This window comes from Nocardia acidivorans NBRC 108247 (assembly GCF_001625085.1).
Taxonomy (GTDB): domain Bacteria; phylum Actinomycetota; class Actinomycetes; order Mycobacteriales; family Mycobacteriaceae; genus Nocardia; species Nocardia acidivorans.
The window spans coordinates 44,228-64,098 of record NZ_BDAW01000051.1; the positions used below are offsets into that span (position 1 = coordinate 44,228).

Below are 19,871 nucleotides of genomic sequence, written 5' to 3' on the forward strand. Positions count from 1 at the left end.
CCAGCTCTGGGTGGAACGCCGCCAACCTGGTGTCACCCGCCCCCGCCGGAGCGAGCAGCCCGGGCCGGCGACGGACGACGACGATCAATCCACCGAGGGACCTGAGCCGCGCCGTCGCACGGCAGCTTCGAAGAGGTCGGCACCCTCTGCGGATTCCGCTGATCCCGGGCAAGCGGACTTGGACAGCCACTATCGCGACCCCGCCTCCCACTCCGATTCTCGGCGCGACAGGGCCACTGTCCCCGCCGATTTCGACAATCGGGATGGCAAGACCGCTGCCGCAGGTGATGACGAATCGGCTGATGTCCGGCGGCCGCCCACCCGCCGCGCCGATCCTCGACATGACAGGACTGCTGCCTCCGCCGATGTCGATCATCGCGGTGGCAGGACAGCTGCCGCTGATGACGATTCGGGCGGTGGACGTCGTGCCCGCCGCTCCGATCCCTGGGGCGAGAGGGCGACCGCCGACAATGGCGAACCGGGGGAGAGGCGACGGGGCCGCCGGTCTCGGCGGCGGGGCGAGGAAGGGGCTGCGGCGAACGGTGCGGGTGAAGGGGATTCCCGCGAGTCCGGTGGTGCCCGGGGTGGGCGACGTAGTCGGCGCTACGGATATGGTCCGGTCGAACCGCTGCCCGGCGGTGGTAAAGATGCCCAGGCCAAGGAAATCTGCCTGCGCCTGCTCACCGACCGCGATCGCAGCCGCGCCGAACTCGCGGATCGTTTGGCCGCCAAAGGATACAGCACCGAGGTGGCGGATCGAGTCCTGAACCGCCTCACCGAGGTCGGTCTCATCAATGACGCCGCCTTCGCTCAGCAGTGGGTTTACTCCCGCCATACATACTCCGGCAAGGGCAAGAAGGTGCTGGCCGAGGAGCTCCGCCGCAAAGGCATCTCCCAGCAGCACGCCGACGAGGCCCTGGCCGCCCTCACACCCGAGGCCGAGTCCTCTCGCGCCGAAGAGCTGGTCCGCCAGACACTCGGCTCGCTGCCGCCAACCATGGACCGCGACAAGGCAACCCGCCGCCTGGTGTCTCTGCTCGCCCGCAAAGGCTATGACCCCGGCACCGCGTTCGGGGTGGTGGCGACCGCCTTGAAGTCGGTCGATCTCCCGGACCCGCCGCGACATCGCCCGCCCGAGCGCGGGACCTCCGCCGACGACGTAGTCGACAACGGTCGCAATGCCGCAGGCTCCGGTTCCCCGCATTTCGATCCCACCGCGGGCGAATCGAATTCCGCCGCAGCCGAGTTCACCGAGCCCGACGTGGACGCCGCGAGGGAACTCGTCCGTCGTAAGCTCCGCACCTTCCCCTCGACCCTGGACCGCCAGAAGGCGATCATCCGGTTGGTGGGCATGCTCGCCAGGCGCGGGTACAACTCGTCAACCGCCTTCGCGATCGTCTCGCCCGAGGTGGATGCCGGTGGTTTCACCGCCGCGGCCAAGCCTGCGCCGCGCTTCTCCGGCTCCGCTGCTGCCGGGCCATCGGGAGAGTCGCTCGACGAGTCCGAGGAAGCTGAGTCCGATCCGGCCGCTGAGCTGGTTCGTCGCAAGCTTCGAAGCTTTCCTTCGAATCTGGATCGGCAGAAGGTGATTACTCGGTTGGTGGGGATGCTTGCTCGTCGGGGGTACAACCAGTCGGATGCGTATTCGATCGTTAAAGCTGAGATTGCCGCTGCTGAGTTTGATCGGTAGTGGTGGGTTTGGTCCCGGGGCAGTCCCATCGAGGAGTATCTCGATGCGGTGTGGGTGCGACTGCTGGCCGAATTCCCCTCCCCGATGGGAGCGTTCACCAGCGCGGCCGAATTCCTGCGCGGAATCGCGGCGGCACACATCGAATCTGCTCGGTTCCTACGGGTTTGGGAGTCGAACGCGGGACGGGCCGCCGATCGGCATCTCGCGGAGCTGGTGATCGACACGGTGTATCACCGGGGTTCAGACGCCGCGACGACCGCGTGGCTGCGGTGTGAACCGGTGCGGGAACGCCTTTTCCGGGCATTCGAGCGCGATCATGCCATGGATTGGGGCGACGAATTCGCGCAGGCATTCGACCTCGCCGCGACGGTTTGAATGCGCTGCGCCGCTGTGTCAGTGCGGAATTCGGCCGTGGTGACGGGGGCCGCGACGGGGGCGGCGGGTGTCGGCGCGCGGAGCCGGGCGGGGAGTTGCCAGGCGGGGAGATGAGGTTCGGGAGCCTGCCGGGGCTGGAGCCGGCTGGCTGCGGCGGGCGCGGGCCTCTGCGAGCATGACCGCGCCGACGGCGGCGACCAAGGCTGTACAGAGGGCGGCCAAGGGGGTGGCGCAGGCGAGCAAGAGCAGGCCCAGGCGGAATTGTCTTCGGGCGCTGTCCGCTTCGGTCATGTAGGCCAGTATGCGAGTTCGGGCGGTCTGCTGTCCGAGGCTCGGCGGACATTGGCCTGAAGTAGGAATTCGATGGCCCGCCGGAACAATGCGGAGGCGGCCCGAGACCGGGGAGTTCGGCGATCCTCGAGGCAAGGATCGCGGGAACGGGCGCGATATGCGCTGAGAATGCCCTCGTTCCGGACGCCGTTCGGCCCGGGCCAGCAACTCACCCGGGCCGAACGAGAGAATCAGGGGCGGTTGCCGGTGAGATCCATCCCGGGCGCCGCGTTGAGGGCGTTGGCGGGAAGGGCTGCGCGGGAACCGCGTTTGCGGGTGCGGAGCCAGCGTTCGAGGCGGGTGGCGACCACGCTCAGGGTGTAGTTGAGGGTGATCATGATGGCCGCGATCACCAGCAGTGCGGGGATGGTGTTCTGTTCGGCCGCGCCGAGCTGTTTACCGGCGCGCACCACCTCCACGTAGGTGATCTGGTAGCCGAGGGCTGAATCCTTCAGTGCCACAACCATTTGCGAGACCAGGGCGGGCAGCATGGCGGTGATCGCCTGCGGCAGCAGCACGATGCGCATGACCTGGTTCTTGCGCAGGCCCAGCGCGACCGCCGCCTCGGATTGCCCGCGCGGCAGCGAGCGAATACCCGAGCGCACGATCTCGGCGATGACCGAGCCGTTGTAGATGGTCAGCGCGATCACCACGGCGGCCAGCGCCAGCTGATCCGAGGGGAACACATTGTTCTGCGAGAACACCGCGAACAGGAAGATCATCAGGATCAGCACCGGAATGGCGCGCGCGATCTCCACGACCGTCCCGGCGAAGATCCGCACACTGCGATGATCGGACATTCGCAGAATGCCGAACACCATGCCGATGATCAGGGCGAAGACAATCGACAGCACCGCCGCCTCGATGGTCCCGCGCAGACCCGGCAGCAGATAGGTGGACCAGATGTCCCCTTCCAGGAACGGCTTCCACTTCGCGGCCTCGAACTGCCCCTTATCGCTGAGCGCGCGGTAGATGAACCACAGCACCGCCGCCGCGACGACGACGACCACGCCCGAGTAGATCCGATACCGCAGCCGCGCGCGGGGCCCCGGAGCGTCGTACAGAACCGATGCCGAGCTCATCGCGCAACCTCATATCGTTTGGCCAGCCAGCCGAAGAGCAGGCCGGTGGGCAGGGTCAGCAGCACGAAGCCGAGCGCGAAGATCGCGCCGATGGCCAGTGGCATGGCCTCGTTCTCGTTCATGGTGTCCATCAGCAGCGCGGCTTCCCCGACACCGATCACCGAGGCGACGGTGGAGTTCTTGGTCAGCGCGATGAACACACTGCCGAGCGGGCCGATGGTGGCGCGAAAAGCCTGCGGCAGCACCACGAGTCGCAGATTCTGCATAAAGGTCAGCCCGAGCGAGCGGCCCGCCTCGGACTGCCCCAGCGGCACCGTATTGATGCCCGAGCGCAGTGATTCGCAGACGAAAGCCGCCGTGTAGACACCCAATCCGAGTACCGCGTAGCGAAAGTTGTTCTCCGCGATGTCATTCGTGCCCGCGGCGGCGAGTTTGACGCCGAGGGTCGAGTACAACCCGATCGAGCAGAAGATGACGATCAGCGTGAGTGGGGTATTGCGGAAGATATTGACGTACGCCGTGCCGAGCCACCGCGCGACCGGTACCGGTGCGACCCGCATTCCGGCCACGATCGTGCCCAGAACCAGCGCCAGCACCGCCGAGTACAGCGTCAGTTTGATGGTCACCCAGAACGAGTCCAGCAGCTGGGTGTGGTAGTCCGAGATCAAGTTGAACACGGCGCGCGCGTCCCTCCGTTCACAGTACTTCTCAGCGAAATACAAAGCGTGCCGGGCGGATTCACCGCCCGGCACGTCGGCTCAACTCAGTACCGGTCCACCTGCGGCGGCGCGGGCGCCTCGAAACCGGTTCCGGCGAAGTTCTTTTCGAGCGCCGCCTTCCAGGAGCCGTCCGCGATCATGGCCTCGATGGCGTCATTGATCTTGTTGCGGATCTCGGTGTCGCCCTTCTTGACGCCGATGCCGTACTTCTCGGTGGTGAACGGCTTGCCGACCACCTTCAGCGCGCCCGGCGACTGCGCCGCGTAACCGCGCAGAATGATGTCATCGGTGGTCAGCGCGTCCACGGAACCGGACTTGAGCGCCTCGACGCACAGCGAGTACGTGTCGTACTCCTGCAGTTGCACATCCTTGGCGTACTTGTCCTTGATGTTCTGCGCCGGGGTCGAACCCTTCACCGAGCACAGCTTCTTATTGCCGTTGAGCGATTCCACACCGGTGATATCGGTATTGTCCGAACGCACCAGCAGCGACTGCCCGGTGAGGTAGTACGGGCCCGCGAAATCGATCTTCTCCTTGCGCTTATCGGTGATCGAGTAGGTCGCGGCGATGAAATCGACCTGCCCGTTCTGGATGAGCGTTTCGCGCTGCGCCGACGGCGCTTCCTTGAAGGTGATGTTCTCCGGCTTCACGCCCAGCTTCGTGCCGATGTACTTGGCCACATCCACATCGAAACCGCTGAACGAGCCGTCCTTGTTGTGCAGGCCCAGACCCGGCTGGTCGTACTTGATGCCGACGGTGAGCTTGCCGCTGGCCGCATTGTCACCGGCCGACTTGTCGCTGCCCCCACCGCATCCGGTGGCGACGACGGCCAGGGCGAGTGCCCCGGCCGCGACCTGGAGAACTTTGTTGAAACGCATCGGGAGTCCTTCTCGTGTAGGGAAATCAGGCTCTGTAGCGAATGGATCAGTGGCTCAGGATCTTGCCCAGGAAATCCTTGGCGCGATCGGATTTGGGTGCGGTGAAGAAGGCGTCCGGGTCGGTGTCCTCGACGATCTGCCCATCGGCCATGAACAGCACGCGATTGCCCGCGCGGCGCGCGAAGCCCATCTCGTGCGTGACCACGACCATCGTCATACCGTCCTTGGCCAGCTGCACCATCACCTCGAGCACCTCGGAGACCATCTCCGGGTCGAGTGCGGAGGTGGGCTCGTCGAAGAGCATCACCTTCGGATTCATAGCCAGCGCGCGGGCGATCGCCACCCGCTGCTGCTGCCCACCGGACAACTGCGCCGGATACTTGTCCGCCTGATCGGCGATACCGACTCGTTCGAGCAATTCCATGGCGTGCGCCCGCGCCCGCGTCTTGTCGGTGCCGCGCACCTTCACCGGCGCGAGCATGACGTTCTCGACAATCGTCTTGTGCGCGAACAGATTGAAGGACTGGAACACCATCCCCACATCGGCGCGCAGTTTGGCCAGGGCCTTGCCCTCATCGGGCAGGTTCACCCCGTCGATGGCGATTTCCCCGGAGTCGATGGTCTCCAGCCGATTGATGGTGCGGCACAGGGTCGACTTGCCGGAGCCGGATGGTCCCACCACGATCACGACCTGCCCGGTGGGCACTTCGAGATTGATGTCACGCAGCACGTGCAGCGAGCCGAAGTGCTTGTCCACACTCCGCATCGAGATCATCGGCGCGGACTTGCTGATGGATACAGGCGCGTCGGTCATGACCTGTGACCTTAGAGGGACTGTGCCCGAAATGCTCGTCTTTGGTCCCAGCACCGGTACTGTGCCTCCACTCGACATGCTCCTGTAACCCGGGATTGACGCCGCAGTGATCGCGGAGACGCAGGTCACCGCGACGGGACGGGGTTTATGGGCCCGAGAGCCCAGCCATTACCCTGATTGGGTGAATTCGTTGGGGCAGATTTCAGCACGTGGCGCGGTAGCCGAGCAAGATGTGCGCACCTATGAGGTGCGCACCTACGGCTGCCAGATGAATGTGCACGACTCCGAACGACTTTCGGGCCTGCTCGAAGACGCCGGTTATGTGAAGGCCGGCACCGGTGACACCGCCGACCTGGTCGTCTTCAATACCTGCGCGGTGCGCGAGAACGCCGACAACAAGCTGTACGGCACGCTCAGCCACCTCGCGCCCATCAAGGCCGAGCGGCCCGGGATGCAGATCGCCGTGGGCGGCTGCCTGGCGCAGAAGGACCGCGACACCGTGGTCAAGAAGGCGCCGTACGTGGATGTGGTGTTCGGCACCCACAACATCGGAGCGCTGCCGGTGCTGCTGGAGCGGGCCCGCCACAATGCCGAAGCCCAGGTCGAGATCATCGAATCGCTGGAGGCGTTCCCGTCCACGCTGCCCGCCAAGCGCGAATCCGCGTACGCCGGATGGGTGTCGATCTCGGTGGGCTGCAACAACACCTGCACGTTCTGCATTGTGCCGTCGCTGCGCGGTAAAGAGGTCGATCGGCGGCCCGGTGATGTGCTCGCCGAGGTGCAGGCGCTGGTCGACCAGGGCGTCATGGAGGTGACGCTGCTCGGGCAGAACGTCAACGCGTACGGCGTCTCCTTCGCCGATCCCTCCGAGGAGCGCGATCGCGGAGCCTTCGCGAAGCTGCTGCGCGCCTGCGGTGCCATCGAGGGCCTGGAGCGCGTGCGCTTCACCTCCCCGCATCCCGCGGAGTTCACCGATGACGTCATCGTGGCCATGGCCGAGACGCCGAACGTCTGCCCGCAGCTGCATATGCCGCTGCAATCGGGTTCGGATCGCGTGCTCAAGGCCATGAAGCGGTCGTACCGGAGCACCAAGTTTCTCGGCATCATCGAGAAGGTGCGCGCGGCCATGCCGCACGCGGCCATCACCACCGACATCATCGTCGGCTTCCCGGGGGAGACCGAAGAGGATTTCCAGGCCACCCTGGATGTGGTCCGGCAGGCGCGCTTCACCAGTGCCTTCACCTTCCAGTACTCCATCCGCCCCGGCACGCCCGCCGCGGAGATGCCCGATCAGCTGCCCAAGGAAGTGGTGCAGGAGCGCTATATGCGCCTCATCGCGCTCCAGGAGCAGGTCTCGCTCGAGGCCAATCAGGAACTCATCGGCACCACCGTCGAACTCCTGGTCGCCGAGGGCGCGGGCAAGAAGAACGCCGCCACCGCCCGCATGAGCGGCCGCGCCCGGGACGGCCGCCTGGTGCACTTCCGCCCGCCCGCCGATCTCCCGCCCGGCTCCGAGATCCGCCCCGGGGACATTGTCACCGTCGCGGTCACCGAAGCGGCTCCGCACCACCTCATCGCCGACGCGCCCATCCAATCCCACCGCCGCACCCGCGCGGGCGATGCCCACGAACGCGGCATCACCCCCAAGACCGCGCCCATCGGCGTCGGCCTCGGCCTGCCGAGCATCGGCAAACCCCTCGTCGTCGAGACCGCCGCCGCGGGCTGCGGCACCGAATGCAGCGCGTGACGGCGCATCGGCCCGTCGGTGCTCGGCCGTGCACGACCCCGCTTTCCGTGATGCGTGAGCACAGTCCAGGCGGCATTCGGATGGGTCACTTGCGGCGCGCGACGGCCGCTCCACCCGTCGGTGCTCGGCCGCGCCCGACCCCGGTTTCCGCGGCGCGAGCACAATCCATACTGTCGGATGGGTCGCTGCGCGGGGCGGCGGCGGAGCGCGTTTCCTGCCGTGAGCGGGTCCGGCACGGCTCTGATCCGACACCGCGTAGTAGTCGGAAATCGGGGCGGTGCATGATGGGGCGACACCACTCCCGCATGACTCAGGATCACCACAAATGACCGAGCAGCAGCCGACCGGCCCCGACGATGCCCGCGATCCCCGCGACCCTGTTCCAGATCCCGCAGCGACGGGCGGCGGGTCCGAGGGTGCTGAGCGGGCGGATTCGGGCCACGAGACGCGCGGCACGCCGGTGGACGGCGAGACCGTCGCGGGTGGGCAGGGCGGCGCGGAGTCCGCGCCGGGCGGGGCGGCCCCACGATCAAGTTCGGTGCGCGGTGGTGTGCCGGAGGCGCATCCGGAAGATCCGGCCGCACAATCAGATTCGGCGCGTGCTGGCGTGCCCGAGGCGAATGAGGAGAAGATGAAGTCGGCCGAGGACAGTCAGGACTTCGAGCAGTTCCGGGCCGATCTGGAGGCCGTCGAGCGCAAGATCGCGGGTGAGATCGATCCGGGTGTGCGCGCCCTGGTGGTCGCCGGTGCGGTCTTCGCGCTGCTGTTCTCGCTGGTGCTGCCGCATGCGGGCAAGGCGCGCGGATTCGATGTGATCCTGTACGACGCTGCCGCGCGGACCGAGCACATCGGACTGCCCTCGCGGGTGTTCGAATGGTTCGTGGTGGTCTTCGGCATCGGCTTCTCACTGCTCGCGCTGACCACCCGGCGCTGGGTGCTGGCCTGGATCGCGGTCGCCGGATCGGCCGTCGGCAGCGTGTTCGGCGTCTTCTCGATCTGGCATCGCAACACCCCCGGCCTGGGCAATTACCATGGCGCGGGCCCGGGTATCGGCCTGATCCTGTCCACCATCGCGATCATGGTGCTGACCTTCCACTGGATCCGCGTGGTCTGGAGCCGCACCTCGGTGCACCTGGCCGCCGAGGAGCAGCGTCGCATCGCCGCCGCCGAGGCCGAGGAACGCGACCATCGCCGCCTGTTCGGCGACAAGTAACCCGCTACCGACAGAGCCCGGCCGCAATTCCATTGCGGCCGGGCTCTTCTCGTCGGTCCAGACCCGCACGCGATCGGGGCGGTAGGCCAGTCCGGCGAACATGGCCGCTATGCCGGCGATCGTCATGAAGAGCCAGCCCGCGCGGTATTCGCCCAGGGTGTGATGCGTGCCCGCGCCGAGGATGGCGGTCAGGACGGCCACGCCGAGGGCCGAGCTCGTCTGCCTCGCCATCATGAGAGTGCCTGAGCCCAGCGAGGTTTGGTCGGCGGGCAGCAGTGCGGCCGATCCGAACAGTGGCGGCTGCAACAACGCCGTACTGGCACCGGCCAGGATGCCGCCGGGCAGGATGATCACCACGTAGGAGTCGGTGAATCCACTGGCCAGCATCCACCACGCGCAGCCGACCGCCAGACAGGCCCCGCCCAGCGCGGCCGAAGTGCGGGCACCGAATCGGGCGACGAACCGGCCCGAGAACGGTGACATGAGAAGGCAACTGATCGGCAGCGGTGCGACTCCGAGGCTGGCGGCCAGTACCGAGTAGTGCAGGCGTTCGGTGAGGAACAGCGTGATCTCCAGGATCATGGCCGCGAAAGCCAGGTAGTAGCAGAACACTCCGAGCGTCGCGGTGCGGAACAGCTTGTGCCGCAGCACCACCGGGCTCACCACCGGATCCGGGTGATGCCCGATATGCCAGCCGAACCACACCGCGAGCGCCAGGGAAACCGCCAGCATGCCGAGCGTCGCCGGTCCCGTATAACCCCATTCCGCGGCCTGGACGAAGACGGTGGTGAAGCCTGCCGTCGCACCCAGAATCAACAGTGCGCCAAGGGGATCCAGCCGCCGCCGCACACCCGGAGCGATATCCGGCAGCACCCGGAGACCCAGTGCGAACGCCGCGACCGTGAACGGCACATTCAGAAAGAAGATCCACCGCCACCCGGCCTGCAACAGCAATCCGCCCAGCACCGGCCCACTGGCCGCGCCCGCCGCCGCGATCGCCGTCCAGATGCCCATGACGGTCGCGTGCTCCCGCCGTGGAAAGCTCGGCAGCACCAGCCCGAGCCCGGTCGGCACCAGCAGCGCCGCCGCCACCGCCTGCGCGATGCGGGCGATGACCAAGACCGTCAGATTCGGCGCGGCCCCGCAGGCGATCGACGCCAGCCCGAAAAGCGCTATGCCGATGAGGAAGCCGCGCTTGCGCCCGGTGTCGTCGGCCAGCCGCCCCGCTGGCACCAGCAGCGCCGCCATGACGATCGTGTACGCGTTCAACGTCCAGGACACCGCGCTCGTGGAACTGTCGAACGACTCCCGCAGCGTCGGAAAGGCGACCGTGACCGCGAAGAGATCGAGTATGGCCAGATACTGGGCGACCCCGGCAATCGCCAGCACCCGCCATCGCCGCCCGTCCGGTGCGGCCTCGAGCCGCTGACCTGCTTCGTTTTCCGTCGTCATAGTCATGAGTTCGACTATCTGACGTAGACATTCACCTAACCAGTGGCAGAAATGCCATGATGCGCTAGATTTCTGACAAGACCGGGGTTAGCGTGAAAATATGGAGCCGTACCACCCCGCAGCATCCGAGCGCCGCGACACCGCCGCACCGCTCGAAACGCCCACCTCGGCCGGGACCATCGCGGTCGCGGTGGCTCCGGGTATGCCGATCTTCGAGGTCGCGATTCCATACCAGGTGTTCTACGAGCCTCCGCTGGGTGTCGACCCGGATACCTGGTATCGCTTCCAGCTCTGCGGTCCCCGCGGTGCCGATACGGCCGAACTGCGAGATCCCTTCGTGGCCTTGACCGCTCACGACTACGACGATCTGATCCGGGCTGATACGGTGATCGTCCCGTCCACCCCGAGCGTGCACCGAGCCCCGCCCGCCGACCTGGTGGCCGCGGTCCGCGCCGCCTACGAGGCCGGTGCCCGCATTGCCTCGCTGTGCACCGGCGCGTTCGTGCTCGCCGAGGCGGGCCTGCTGGACGGCCGCCGCATGACCACGCACTGGCGGCATATCACCGCGATGCGAGAACGCTTCCCGCACTTGGAAATCGACCCCACCGTCCTGTACATCGACGACGGCCGCATCCTCACCAGCGCGGGCACCATGGCCGGAATGGACCTGTGCATCCACCTGATTCGCAAGGATCTGGGCGCCGGCGCGGCGAATGCCGCCGCCCGCTATCTGGTCGTCCCCCCGCACCGAGCGGGCGGCCAAGCCCAATACCTGGAATCCCCCGTCCCCACCTACCCCGCCGACTCCGGTCTGTCCGCCACCCTGCAGTGGGCCATCCACCGCCTGGACCAACCACTCACCGTCGCCGACCTGGCCCGGCACGCCAACACCAGTGAACGCACCCTGGCCCGCCGCTTCCACGCCGAACTCGGCGGCACCCCGCTGCAATGGCTCCTCACCCAACGCGTCATCCGCGCCCGAGAACTCTTGGAAGCCACCGACTTACCGGTCGACATGGTGGCCGACCGCTGCGGCCTCGGCACCGCCGCCAACCTCCGCACCCACTTCGGCCGCGAAGTGGGTCTGTCCCCGAGCGAATACCGCCGCTCCCACCGCAGCACCCGTCACGAGGTGATCACCCACTGACAACCGGACTATCGCTACAGGCCGCAGCGCTCTTCGACGCCGATCATAAGAGCCTGCGGCCGAAGGCAATTACCCGCGCTACCCGGCGGGGCGGAACCGACGGGCATCGTGTGTATCGGGGGCGCGCCGTATCGAGGGGAGCGTGGCTCCGCCGAAGCCGTTGTGCGCCTACGCTAGTCCGCTGCCGAGAATGTATTCGCCGAGCAGGTCGTACCGTTCGGGATCTATCCCGTCATCCAGGGGCACCGCGACAGCGACCGTGCCTTCCTCCTCGCCGACGAACAGCGCCGGATCATTGCAGTCGGCGAAACCGATGGCGTCGACCCCCGCGAACGCCGCGCCCCCGCACCAACCATGGTCCGCGACAACGAGATCCGGCATTCCCTCACCCGCCTTCTCCAGCGCCGCCAGCACCAGCCGAATCGGCCGATCCGAATGCGTGTGCACCGCCCCGCCCGCATCCCCGAGCGTCGCCACCCCGAGCGAGAAGCCGACCTCGAGCTGCTGCCAGCCGCGCCGCGTATACCCGTCATACCCCGAGCCCGCTCCCGCCTCGAGCCCGGTCCCACCGGCTTCGACCAGCGCCGCCGCCAACCGCTGATAAAGCCGAGCCAGCGTCCGAGGATGCCCGGTGGCGAACAACACCCGCTGCTTCTCCCGCAACGCCTTGTCGAACCGCGCCGCGTACCGATCCAGCGCCGCCACCGTCAATTCCGGATCAATGGTGTCCGCCCCGTACCGAAAACTCGCGCGCGGATCCACCCCCACCTTCCGCGCCATCAGCGCCAGAATCGCGTCCTGATCCCACTCCCGCCCCGGATTCAACCCGAACATATAGTCCGGATCCCGATAGGCCAACCGCTGATAATGATCCAAATTGTTCTCGCGCGGCGTAGCCACCTGCCCCGCCATCCCCGTCGCGATCAAATGCGCGACAACCTGCTCCCGCGTAGGTCCCATACCCCACACTAACCACGCCCCACCCCGTACCCCTTGCCCCCCAGCGCAATCCACCCGCCCCAACGCGCACGCCAGCCTCAGCCACCCCGGCCCTAACGCCAGCGTCAGCCACCCCGCCCTAACGCCCGCGTCAGCCTCAGCCACCCCGGCCCCAACGCGCACCCAGCGTCAGCCGCAGCGCCCCAACGACGCGTCAGCTTCAGCCGCAGCGCCGCAGTGACCGCACCCGAGTGCGCGTGTCCAGCACCCACATTCGACCGTTAGCACCCGGCGCGTAACCCTCCACCCTACCGACCGGCAGGGCGCTCCGATGTGCATGCACTCACGCAGGGGGTCACTCGACGTTTACCAGCGCCATTACATGCACGCCCCCGGAACTGGACGTATCGGGCGGCCCTGGCGATGGGATTGGTTGCGTTGGCGCGGCTGAGTCCGACGAACGGGTACTCCAGGGCTGAACAGTCGATCACCAGGAATCGATGGCGGGTATTCGGCTGAATCCGCGCCACAGGCTCCTGGTGATCGCACGACCAGATGAGGGTTTGTCTTGCTTCTTCTCGTCCTGGCGTCTTTTTGTCTTTGTCTCTACCGACTGTCAGCGCTGACTGACAGCACCCTCGGCGGCTTCGGCCCACTCACGCCACTGCTTGGCCTGCTCCAACGCCTTCTCCGCATCCCGCGTCTTCCCCGCGGCCTGTGCCTTGGCGGCCTGTTCCTCGAACTGGGCAACCCGCTCCCGGAACTGCGCGGCCCGGGCCATCGCCTCGGGATCGCTGCGCCGCCACTGCGCGTCCACCGCATCGCGCACCCGCTTCTCGACCGCCCGCAGGCGAGCCTCCAAATCGTGGATGCGCTCGCGCGGGACCTTGCCGATGGCGTCCCACTTCTCCTGCAGATCCCGTAGTGCCGCGCGGGCCGCGTCGAGATTCGTTTCGGGATTGAGGCTTTCGTAATGCAGCAGCAGTTCTTCCTTGGCGGTCGCGTTCTGCTCGAACTCCGCATCGCGTTCGGAGGCCGCGGAGTTGCGGGCCGCGAAGAACACGTCCTGGGCGGATTTGAAACGCTTCCACAGCTGTTCGTCGGCCTCACGGGGTGCGCGCCCGGCCGCTTTCCATTCGGTGAGCAGGTCGCGGAAGACCGCGGCGGTTCCCGCCCAATCGGTGGATCCGGCCAGTTCCTCGGCGCGCACGCAGAGTTCTTCCTTGCGGGTCTTGGCCGATGCCCGTTCGCGATCCAGTTCGGCGAAGTGCGCACCGCGGCGGCGGTTGAACGCCTCGCGCGCCTTGGAGAAGCGACGCCACAGCGCATCGTCGACCTTGCGGTCCACGCCGCGAATCGTCTTCCACTCGTCCAGGATTTCGCGCAGTCGGTCGCCCGCGACCTTCCACTGGGTCGAATCGGCGGCGATCTGCTCGGCCTCGGCGGCCAAGGCTTCTTTGCGCTCGGTTTGCTCGTGCCGGGAGCGTTCCTTCTCCTCCTTGGCGTGCGCGGCCGCCTCGTCGGAGTGTTCGATAATGGCCCGCAGGCGCTGGGCAAGCCCGTCGATATCGCCGATGACCGCGGCTTCGGGCAATGTTTCGGCAAGCGCGGTGGCGGCGGTTTTGGTCTTGCGGGCGTCGGTGCCGGCGGCGAGGCGGGCTTCGAGCAGGGCCACCTCGGTGGCCAGATCGTCGAAGCGGCGGCCGAAGTGGGCCAGGCCCTCGGCGGCGTCCCCGGCCTGCCAGGAGCCGATGACGCGTTCGCCATCTGTGGTCTTGACCCAGGCGGTGCCGTCCTCGTCGACTCGTCCCCACTGGCTGGGATCGCTCACACTCGGCACCACGACGGGATGCGGGTGCGGGGTCGCCGGGCCGGGAGAGGGCTTGACGGCATGTGGCTTGGGGGCTTCCGGTTTACGCGGTGCGGGTCCCGGGCGGGGACCGGCGGCGGTGGCCGGAGACGGACGCTGGGCGGCGCCGGGCTGAGGCGTCGAGGTCGGTTCCGACTGGGTCGCCTTCTCGTTTCCGCTGTTGTCGCTCATTGCTCCTCGTCCCTGCCGCGCGTCACGGCTGCCTGGTTACGCCCTAGCTCATCGGTCTAGCTGCTCCCATTCAACCAGGCTGGGATGCGAAATGCTGTCTTTGAGGCCACCTCGGCGGCGCGGCGACCCAGGTGGGGTGGGGCTGGTGAGGCGCGGTAGCGCTACGGTTGTCGGCGTGTTCTGTGTTGCGTCGCTGGTTCCCTCATCGCCCGCCCTGGTACCCGAGCTGGGGGGCGCGGCCGGAGCGGCGGCGGACAGCCCGGTGACGGTATTGCGCGGCGCGGTATTGAAGGCCGTCGGCGAGCTGGCGGGGCAGGCCAAGCGGTGGATTGTGGTCGGCGCGGCGGAGTCGGAGGGCGTCTTCGACGCGGAGTCGGACGGCGTCTTCGACGCGGAGACGGCGGGCACATTCCGGGGATACGGCGTCGATGTGCGGATCGGTTTGTCCGAGATCGCGAATCTGGAGAATCCGGATCCCACGCTGCCGTTGCCGGTATTGATCGGTGGCTGGCTGCGCGAGCAGGTCGCGCCGGACGCGGTGGCGGCAGCGCGTTTGGTGGCCGCGGGCACACCCGCGAAGGAGTGCCTGGAGTACGGCGCGCGGTTGCGCGCCGAACTGGATTCAGCGACCGACCGGTATGGCGTCCTGGTCGTCGGCGACGGCGCGGCAACCCTGTCGCTCGAGGCCCCGCGCTACCTCGATCCGCGCGCGGAGGCGGCACAGGCGGAGATCGACCTCGCCCTGTCCACGGGCGACCGGGCCGCACTCGCCAAACTCGACCAGCAACTCTGCGACGAACTCGATATCGCCGGACGCCCCGCCTTCCAGGTCCTGGCCGGACTCTTCACCGCCGATCACGCCAGCCCCGCGGTCGAAACCCTCTATGCCGCAGCACCGTTCGGTGTGGGCTACCACGCCAGCGTCTGGCATCCGGGCGGCGACGCATGATCACCCCGATCGCTGTCGTCGGCCCCACCGCCACCGGAAAATCCGATCTGGCCCTGGATCTGGCCGAACGACTACACGGCGAGATCGTGAATATCGATGCCATGCAGCTCTACCGCGGTATGGATGTCGGCACCGCCAAACTCACCCACGATCAGCGCCGCGGCATCCCGCACCACCAGCTGGACGTTCTCGACGTCACCGAAACCGCCACCGTCGCCTCCTATCAAACCGCCGCCCGCGCCGATGTCGAGGCGATCATGGCGCGCGGTCACACCCCGGTCATCGTCGGCGGCTCCATGATGTATGTCCAAGCACTGCTTGATGATTGGGACTTCCCGGCCACCGACCCGCAGATCCGCGCCAAATGGGAAACCCTCCTGGAAGAGCGCGGCGTCGTCATCGTGCACGAGGCATTGAAGGCCGCCGATCCGGTCGCCGCCGCCACCATCCTGCCCACCGACGGCCGCCGCATGGTCCGAGCTCTCGAGGTGGTCGAGCTGACCGGTAAACCCTTCGCCGCCTCCGCCCCGCAGATCGGTGAACCTCGCTGGGGCACAACCATTATCGGCGTCGATCGGGAGACCGCCGCCCTGGACGGCCGCATCGAACTCCGCACCGCGAAAATGTTCGAAACCGGACTTGTCGACGAGGTGCGCACCCTGATCGACCAGGGGCTGCGTGCAGGCCAAACCGCCCGCCGCGCAATCGGATACGCCCAGGTCCTGGACTACCTCGACGGCGAATGCGACCTGGCCGAAGCCCAGGAGCGCACCTTCATCGGCACCCGCCGCTACGTCCGCCGACAGCGCTCCTGGTTCCGCCGCGATCAGCGCGTGCACTGGGTCGACGGCGCCGATCCGCACCTCACCGAAACCGCCCTGACCCTCGTCGAACCCTGACCGGCACTGCGGCACGGTCGCCTTCACCCCGAGCGCTTCCCGCCGCCCGGCGCGACCCACTCGAGTGGCGACGCGCTACGGCGAAGTGGCTTCCCGTCGTCTGGCGCGACCGACTCGAGTGGCGACGCGCCACGGCGAAGTCCGGTGTGGCGGGCATCCGCGCTACGTTGCTCGGGTGACGCGTCGGGCGAATACTCGCAATGCATCGGTACAGGAGTGGCAGGCATATCTGAACAATCGCGCCAGACGTCTTCGCGACAACAGATTTCTGGTGCACGGTATGCGACCCATTGCCCGCGCGCTCGAATGTCATTGGCCGCTGGAGACTCTCGTGTACCGGCTGGGCGCACCGGAGCCGACGGAGTGGGCGCGAGAGGTGCTCGAGACCAGCGGGGTGCCGAGCGTGGGGCTGGTGCCCGAGGTGATGGCCGAGCTGGCCGAACCGTCCGAGCCGGTGCCGGAGTTGGTGGCGGTGGCCATATCGCGCCGCATCGAACTCGACGATTTCGCACCGGGCACGCCAGCACAGCCGCCCACCGTCGTGGTCGTCGACCGCCCCGGCGCGCCCGCGCGACTGGGCGCGTTGATCCGCTCCGCGGCGGCCTTCGGCGCGAGCGGGGTCATCGTGACCGGCTCGGGCGCGGATCATTACGACCCGCAGAGCGTGCGCGCCTCCGACGGCGCGCTCTTCGCGGTCCCCGTGCTGCGCGCCTCGGGTCCGGCGCAGTTGACCGCGTTCCGGGACCGGCAGCGGGCGCGCGGGATCGGCACCCGTATCGTCGGCGGTGACGATCACGGCGGGATCGCCCTCGACGAATTCGAGTTCGGCGACGCCACCGTGCTGGTCCTAGGTGATGACAGTGAATCGCTCGCCCCGGCCTGGCAGCAGGTCTGTGACGAGCTGGTCTGCGTTCCGACCGACGGTTCCCTCGGGTCCCCGTCGGCCGCGGCGGTGGTCCTGTACGAAATTTCCCGGCAGCGCCGGGCGTTGCGCTGACAACTCGGGTGTTGGGTGAGGACGAATGGTGAACGAGAACGCGGCTGATATCGACTTCAGCAAGGGCCACGGCACGCAGAACGATTTCGTCGTGCTGCCGGATCCCGATGCCTGGCTGGAGCTGACCGAATCGCGGCTGGCGGCGCTGTGCGATCGGCAGCGCGGTATCGGCGCGGACGGTGTGCTGCGGGTGGCGCGCGCGGGTGCGCTCATCGAAAACGGAACTCTCCCAGCGCTTCCCGAAGGCGTCAGCCTCGAAGACTGGTTCATGGACTACCGCAATGCCGATGGCTCGATCGCCGAGATGTGCGGCAACGGCGTGCGCGTCTTCGCGCACTACCTGGTCGCCACCGGCCTGGAATCGGCCGATGAGTTCGTGGTCGGCAGCCGCGCCGGGGCGCGCCCGGTGCTCGTGCACCACGCCGATCCGGTGCACGGTGAGGTCACCGTGGCCATGGGCAAGGTCCGCACGCTCGGTGAGTCCAACGCCACTCTCGACGGTCGCGAATTCACCGGTCTGGGCATCGACGTGGGCAATCCGCACCTGGCCTGCGTGGTTCCCGGCCTCACCCACGAGGAGCTCGCGGCCCTCGATCTCACCCACGCCCCTTCCTTCGACCACACCGTCTTCCCGAACGGCGTGAATGTCGAAATCCTCACCGCCCTCGGTGTCGCCTCCGACGGCAATCGCGGCGTGGACATGCGCGTCTATGAACGGGGCGTAGGCGAAACCCGTTCCTGCGGAACGGGAACCGTGGCCGCCGCCGCGGCAGCCCTGTCCGCCGACGGCTTCGATCTGGCCGCCGACACCGGCCACATCCAGGTCCACATTCCGGGCGGCACCGTCACCGTCGGCATCGACCACGGCGCGGCCACTCTCCGAGGACCGTCGGTTCTGGTTGCCACGGGCAAGATCGCCGCCAAGTGGTGGCAGGACGCGTAAGGCGATCGGGAGCCAGGGTCCCGGAAACCCCGCCTTCGCCCGCGGCGGAATCGCCGCGAAATAACCGAATGCGCTGTTCGGTTGGTCCATGGGACTATGGAGGCGTATGAGTAAACAAGAGACGTACGAGTTCACTCCCGCTGAGGAGAACACCGACGACGCCGCGACCGGCTGGTCCGCGTCGCCCACGGTCGGTGAATTGCAGCTCGATGAACGTGCCGCCCTGCGCCGCACCGCCGGCCTGTCCACCGAGCTCGAGGATGTCACCGAGGTCGAGTACCGGCAGCTGCGCCTGGAGCGCGTGGTGCTGGTCGGCGTCTGGACCGAGGGCACGACCGAGCAGGTCGAGGCGCGCATGGCCGAGCTGGCCGCGCTCGCGGAGACCGCCGGTTCGCAGGTGCTGGACACGCTGATCCAGCGCCGCGACAAACCGGACAAGGCCACCTACATCGGCTCCGGCAAGACCGAAGAGCTGCGCGCCATGGTCCTCGAGACCGGCGCCGATACGGTCATTCTCGACGGTGAATTGAGTCCCGCGCAGCTGACCGCGCTGGAGAAGATCGTCAAGGTGAAGGTCATCGACCGCACCGCGCTGATTCTCGATATCTTCGCCCAGCACGCCACGTCCCGGGAGGGCAAGGCACAGGTCGCGCTCGCGCAGATGCAGTACATGATGCCGCGATTGCGCGGTTGGGGTGAATCCATGTCCCGGCAGGCCGGTGGTCGTGCGGGCGCCAATGGCGGTGTGGGTACCCGCGGTCCCGGTGAGACCAAGATCGAGACCGATCGTCAGCGCATTCGCGAGCGCATGGCCAAACTGCGCCGTGAGATCCGCGAGATGAAGACCGCCCGCGATACCAAGCGGCACCGTCGCGTCTCCAGCGGTATCCCGCAGGTGGCGATCGTCGGCTACACCAACGCGGGCAAATCGAGCCTGATGAACGCGCTCACCGGCGCGGGCATCCTGGTGCAGGACGCGCTCTTCGCCACCCTGGACCCGACCACCCGCAAGGCCGCGCTCGCGGACGGCCGCGAGGTCGTCTTCACCGACACCGTCGGTTTCGTGCGTCACCTGCCGACCCAGCTGGTCGAGGCGTTCCGCTCCACCTTGGAAGAGGTGACCGGCGCGGATCTGCTGCTGCATGTGGTGGACGGTTCGGACCCCTTCCCGGATCAGCAGATCAAGGCGGTCCGCGAGGTCGTCACCGACGTGCTGCGTGAAACCAAGACCCCCGCACCGCCGGAGTTGTTGGTAGTCAACAAGATCGACGCCCTGGACCCGATGGAGCTGACCCAGCTGCGCGGCTGGCTCCCCGAGGCGGTCTTCGTCTCCGCGGCCACCGGTCAGGGCCTGGACGTGCTGCGCGAACGCCTGGACAAGGTCCTGGGCGGCCTGGTGGAGGTCAGCGTCCTGCTGCCCTACACCCGAGGCGATTTGATGGCCCGCATCCACGCGGACGGTCGCATCCTCACCACTGAGCACGAGGCCGACGGCACCCTGGTCCGCGCCAAGGTCCCCGCCGCACTGGCGGGCCTGCTCAGCGAATACGCCCACGCGGGCGTGGACGTGAACGCGGACGTCGAACCGGCCGCCATCGATTGATCCGTAGCGCCCCGGACCGCCGCAGTGGTCCGGGGCGCTATGGCCTCGCCACC

15 protein-coding genes and 3 pseudogenes are annotated in these 19,871 nt (G+C 67.6%); 11 read left to right on the plus strand and 7 right to left on the minus strand.

The window, feature by feature from the left end; all coding sequences use genetic code 11:
- Positions 1-628: 628 nt before the first annotated feature.
- From NA10_RS38855 to NA10_RS25085, 3 genes and pseudogenes are all read left to right on the plus strand, one after another.
- Positions 629-1,093 (plus strand): annotated as a pseudogene (locus tag NA10_RS38855) (regulatory protein RecX); the annotation flags it as partial.
- A 177-nt stretch (positions 1,094-1,270) separates the two neighbouring features.
- Positions 1,271-1,690 (plus strand): annotated as a pseudogene (locus NA10_RS39585) (regulatory protein RecX); the annotation flags it as partial.
- 48 nt (positions 1,691-1,738) lie between these two features.
- On the plus strand, positions 1,739-2,065 hold the full coding sequence (locus tag NA10_RS25085) for a hypothetical protein (protein ID WP_067572130.1): 327 nt from the start codon (positions 1,739-1,741) through the stop codon (positions 2,063-2,065).
- Between the two features lie 521 nt (positions 2,066-2,586).
- Here the strand turns inward: NA10_RS25085 and NA10_RS25090 are convergent.
- From NA10_RS25090 to NA10_RS25105, 4 genes are all read right to left on the minus strand, one after another.
- Complete coding sequence (locus NA10_RS25090) at positions 2,587-3,477, minus strand: amino acid ABC transporter permease (RefSeq protein ID WP_067572132.1); 891 nt, start codon at positions 3,475-3,477, stop codon at positions 2,587-2,589.
- Positions 3,474-4,154 (minus strand): amino acid ABC transporter permease, encoded by a 681-nt coding sequence (locus NA10_RS25095; protein WP_067572134.1) that lies wholly within the window; start codon positions 4,152-4,154, stop codon positions 3,474-3,476. The genes NA10_RS25090 and NA10_RS25095 overlap by 4 nt, the downstream gene beginning before the upstream one ends.
- Positions 4,155-4,240: 86 nt before the next feature.
- Entirely contained in the window at positions 4,241-5,074 is an 834-nt protein-coding gene (locus NA10_RS25100; RefSeq protein ID WP_067572136.1) for a glutamate ABC transporter substrate-binding protein, read from the minus strand.
- A gap of 46 nt (positions 5,075-5,120) precedes the next feature.
- The gene (locus NA10_RS25105; RefSeq protein ID WP_157556725.1) at positions 5,121-5,849 is read right to left on the minus strand and encodes an amino acid ABC transporter ATP-binding protein; all 729 of its coding nucleotides are present in this window, start codon (positions 5,847-5,849) and stop codon (positions 5,121-5,123) included.
- A gap of 220 nt (positions 5,850-6,069) precedes the next feature.
- Between NA10_RS25105 and miaB the strand changes: the two genes are divergently transcribed.
- Entirely contained in the window at positions 6,070-7,635 is a 1,566-nt protein-coding gene (miaB, locus tag NA10_RS25110) for a tRNA (N6-isopentenyl adenosine(37)-C2)-methylthiotransferase MiaB (protein WP_084515218.1), read from the plus strand.
- Between the two features lie 631 nt (positions 7,636-8,266).
- Positions 8,267-8,848, plus strand: a complete 582-nt coding sequence (locus NA10_RS35945) for an Rv2732c family membrane protein (protein ID WP_084515222.1) — start codon at positions 8,267-8,269, stop codon at positions 8,846-8,848.
- Positions 8,849-8,902: 54 nt separating this feature from the next.
- Here NA10_RS35945 and NA10_RS25120 read toward each other — a convergent pair.
- Positions 8,903-10,306: pseudogene (locus NA10_RS25120) on the minus strand (MFS transporter); the annotation flags it as partial.
- A 94-nt stretch (positions 10,307-10,400) separates the two neighbouring features.
- Between NA10_RS25120 and NA10_RS25125 the strand changes: the two are divergent.
- Complete coding sequence (locus NA10_RS25125; protein WP_084515219.1) at positions 10,401-11,447, plus strand: GlxA family transcriptional regulator; 1,047 nt, start codon at positions 10,401-10,403, stop codon at positions 11,445-11,447.
- A 168-nt stretch (positions 11,448-11,615) separates the two neighbouring features.
- On the opposite strand, the gene NA10_RS25130 is transcribed toward NA10_RS25125, so the two are convergent.
- Positions 11,616-12,407 (minus strand): phosphatase, encoded by a 792-nt coding sequence (locus NA10_RS25130; RefSeq protein ID WP_067572145.1) that lies wholly within the window; start codon positions 12,405-12,407, stop codon positions 11,616-11,618.
- Positions 12,408-13,002: 595 nt separating this feature from the next.
- Positions 13,003-14,427, minus strand: a complete 1,425-nt coding sequence (locus NA10_RS25135; RefSeq protein ID WP_067572146.1) for a DUF349 domain-containing protein — start codon at positions 14,425-14,427, stop codon at positions 13,003-13,005.
- Positions 14,428-14,602: 175 nt separating this feature from the next.
- Between NA10_RS25135 and NA10_RS25140 the strand changes: the two genes are divergently transcribed.
- The 5 genes from NA10_RS25140 (at position 14,603) to hflX (ending at position 19,818) form a co-directional block, all read left to right on the plus strand.
- On the plus strand, positions 14,603-15,376 hold the full coding sequence (locus tag NA10_RS25140) for a class III extradiol ring-cleavage dioxygenase family protein (RefSeq protein ID WP_067572148.1): 774 nt from the start codon (positions 14,603-14,605) through the stop codon (positions 15,374-15,376).
- Complete coding sequence (gene miaA, locus NA10_RS25145) at positions 15,373-16,275, plus strand: tRNA (adenosine(37)-N6)-dimethylallyltransferase MiaA (protein ID WP_067572150.1); 903 nt, start codon at positions 15,373-15,375, stop codon at positions 16,273-16,275. The genes NA10_RS25140 and miaA overlap by 4 nt, the downstream gene beginning before the upstream one ends.
- A 175-nt stretch (positions 16,276-16,450) precedes the next feature.
- On the plus strand, positions 16,451-17,272 hold the full coding sequence (locus NA10_RS25150) for a TrmH family RNA methyltransferase (RefSeq protein WP_067572152.1): 822 nt from the start codon (positions 16,451-16,453) through the stop codon (positions 17,270-17,272).
- A 25-nt stretch (positions 17,273-17,297) separates the two neighbouring features.
- Positions 17,298-18,215 carry a diaminopimelate epimerase gene (dapF, locus tag NA10_RS25155; RefSeq protein WP_245677866.1) on the plus strand — a complete coding sequence of 306 codons (918 nt, stop codon included), beginning with the start codon at positions 17,298-17,300 and terminating at the stop codon, positions 18,213-18,215.
- 88 nt (positions 18,216-18,303) lie between these two features.
- A complete protein-coding gene (hflX, locus tag NA10_RS25160; RefSeq protein WP_373862417.1) occupies positions 18,304-19,818 on the plus strand; it encodes a GTPase HflX in 1,515 nt (504 codons plus the stop codon).
- Positions 19,819-19,871 lie beyond the last annotated feature (53 nt).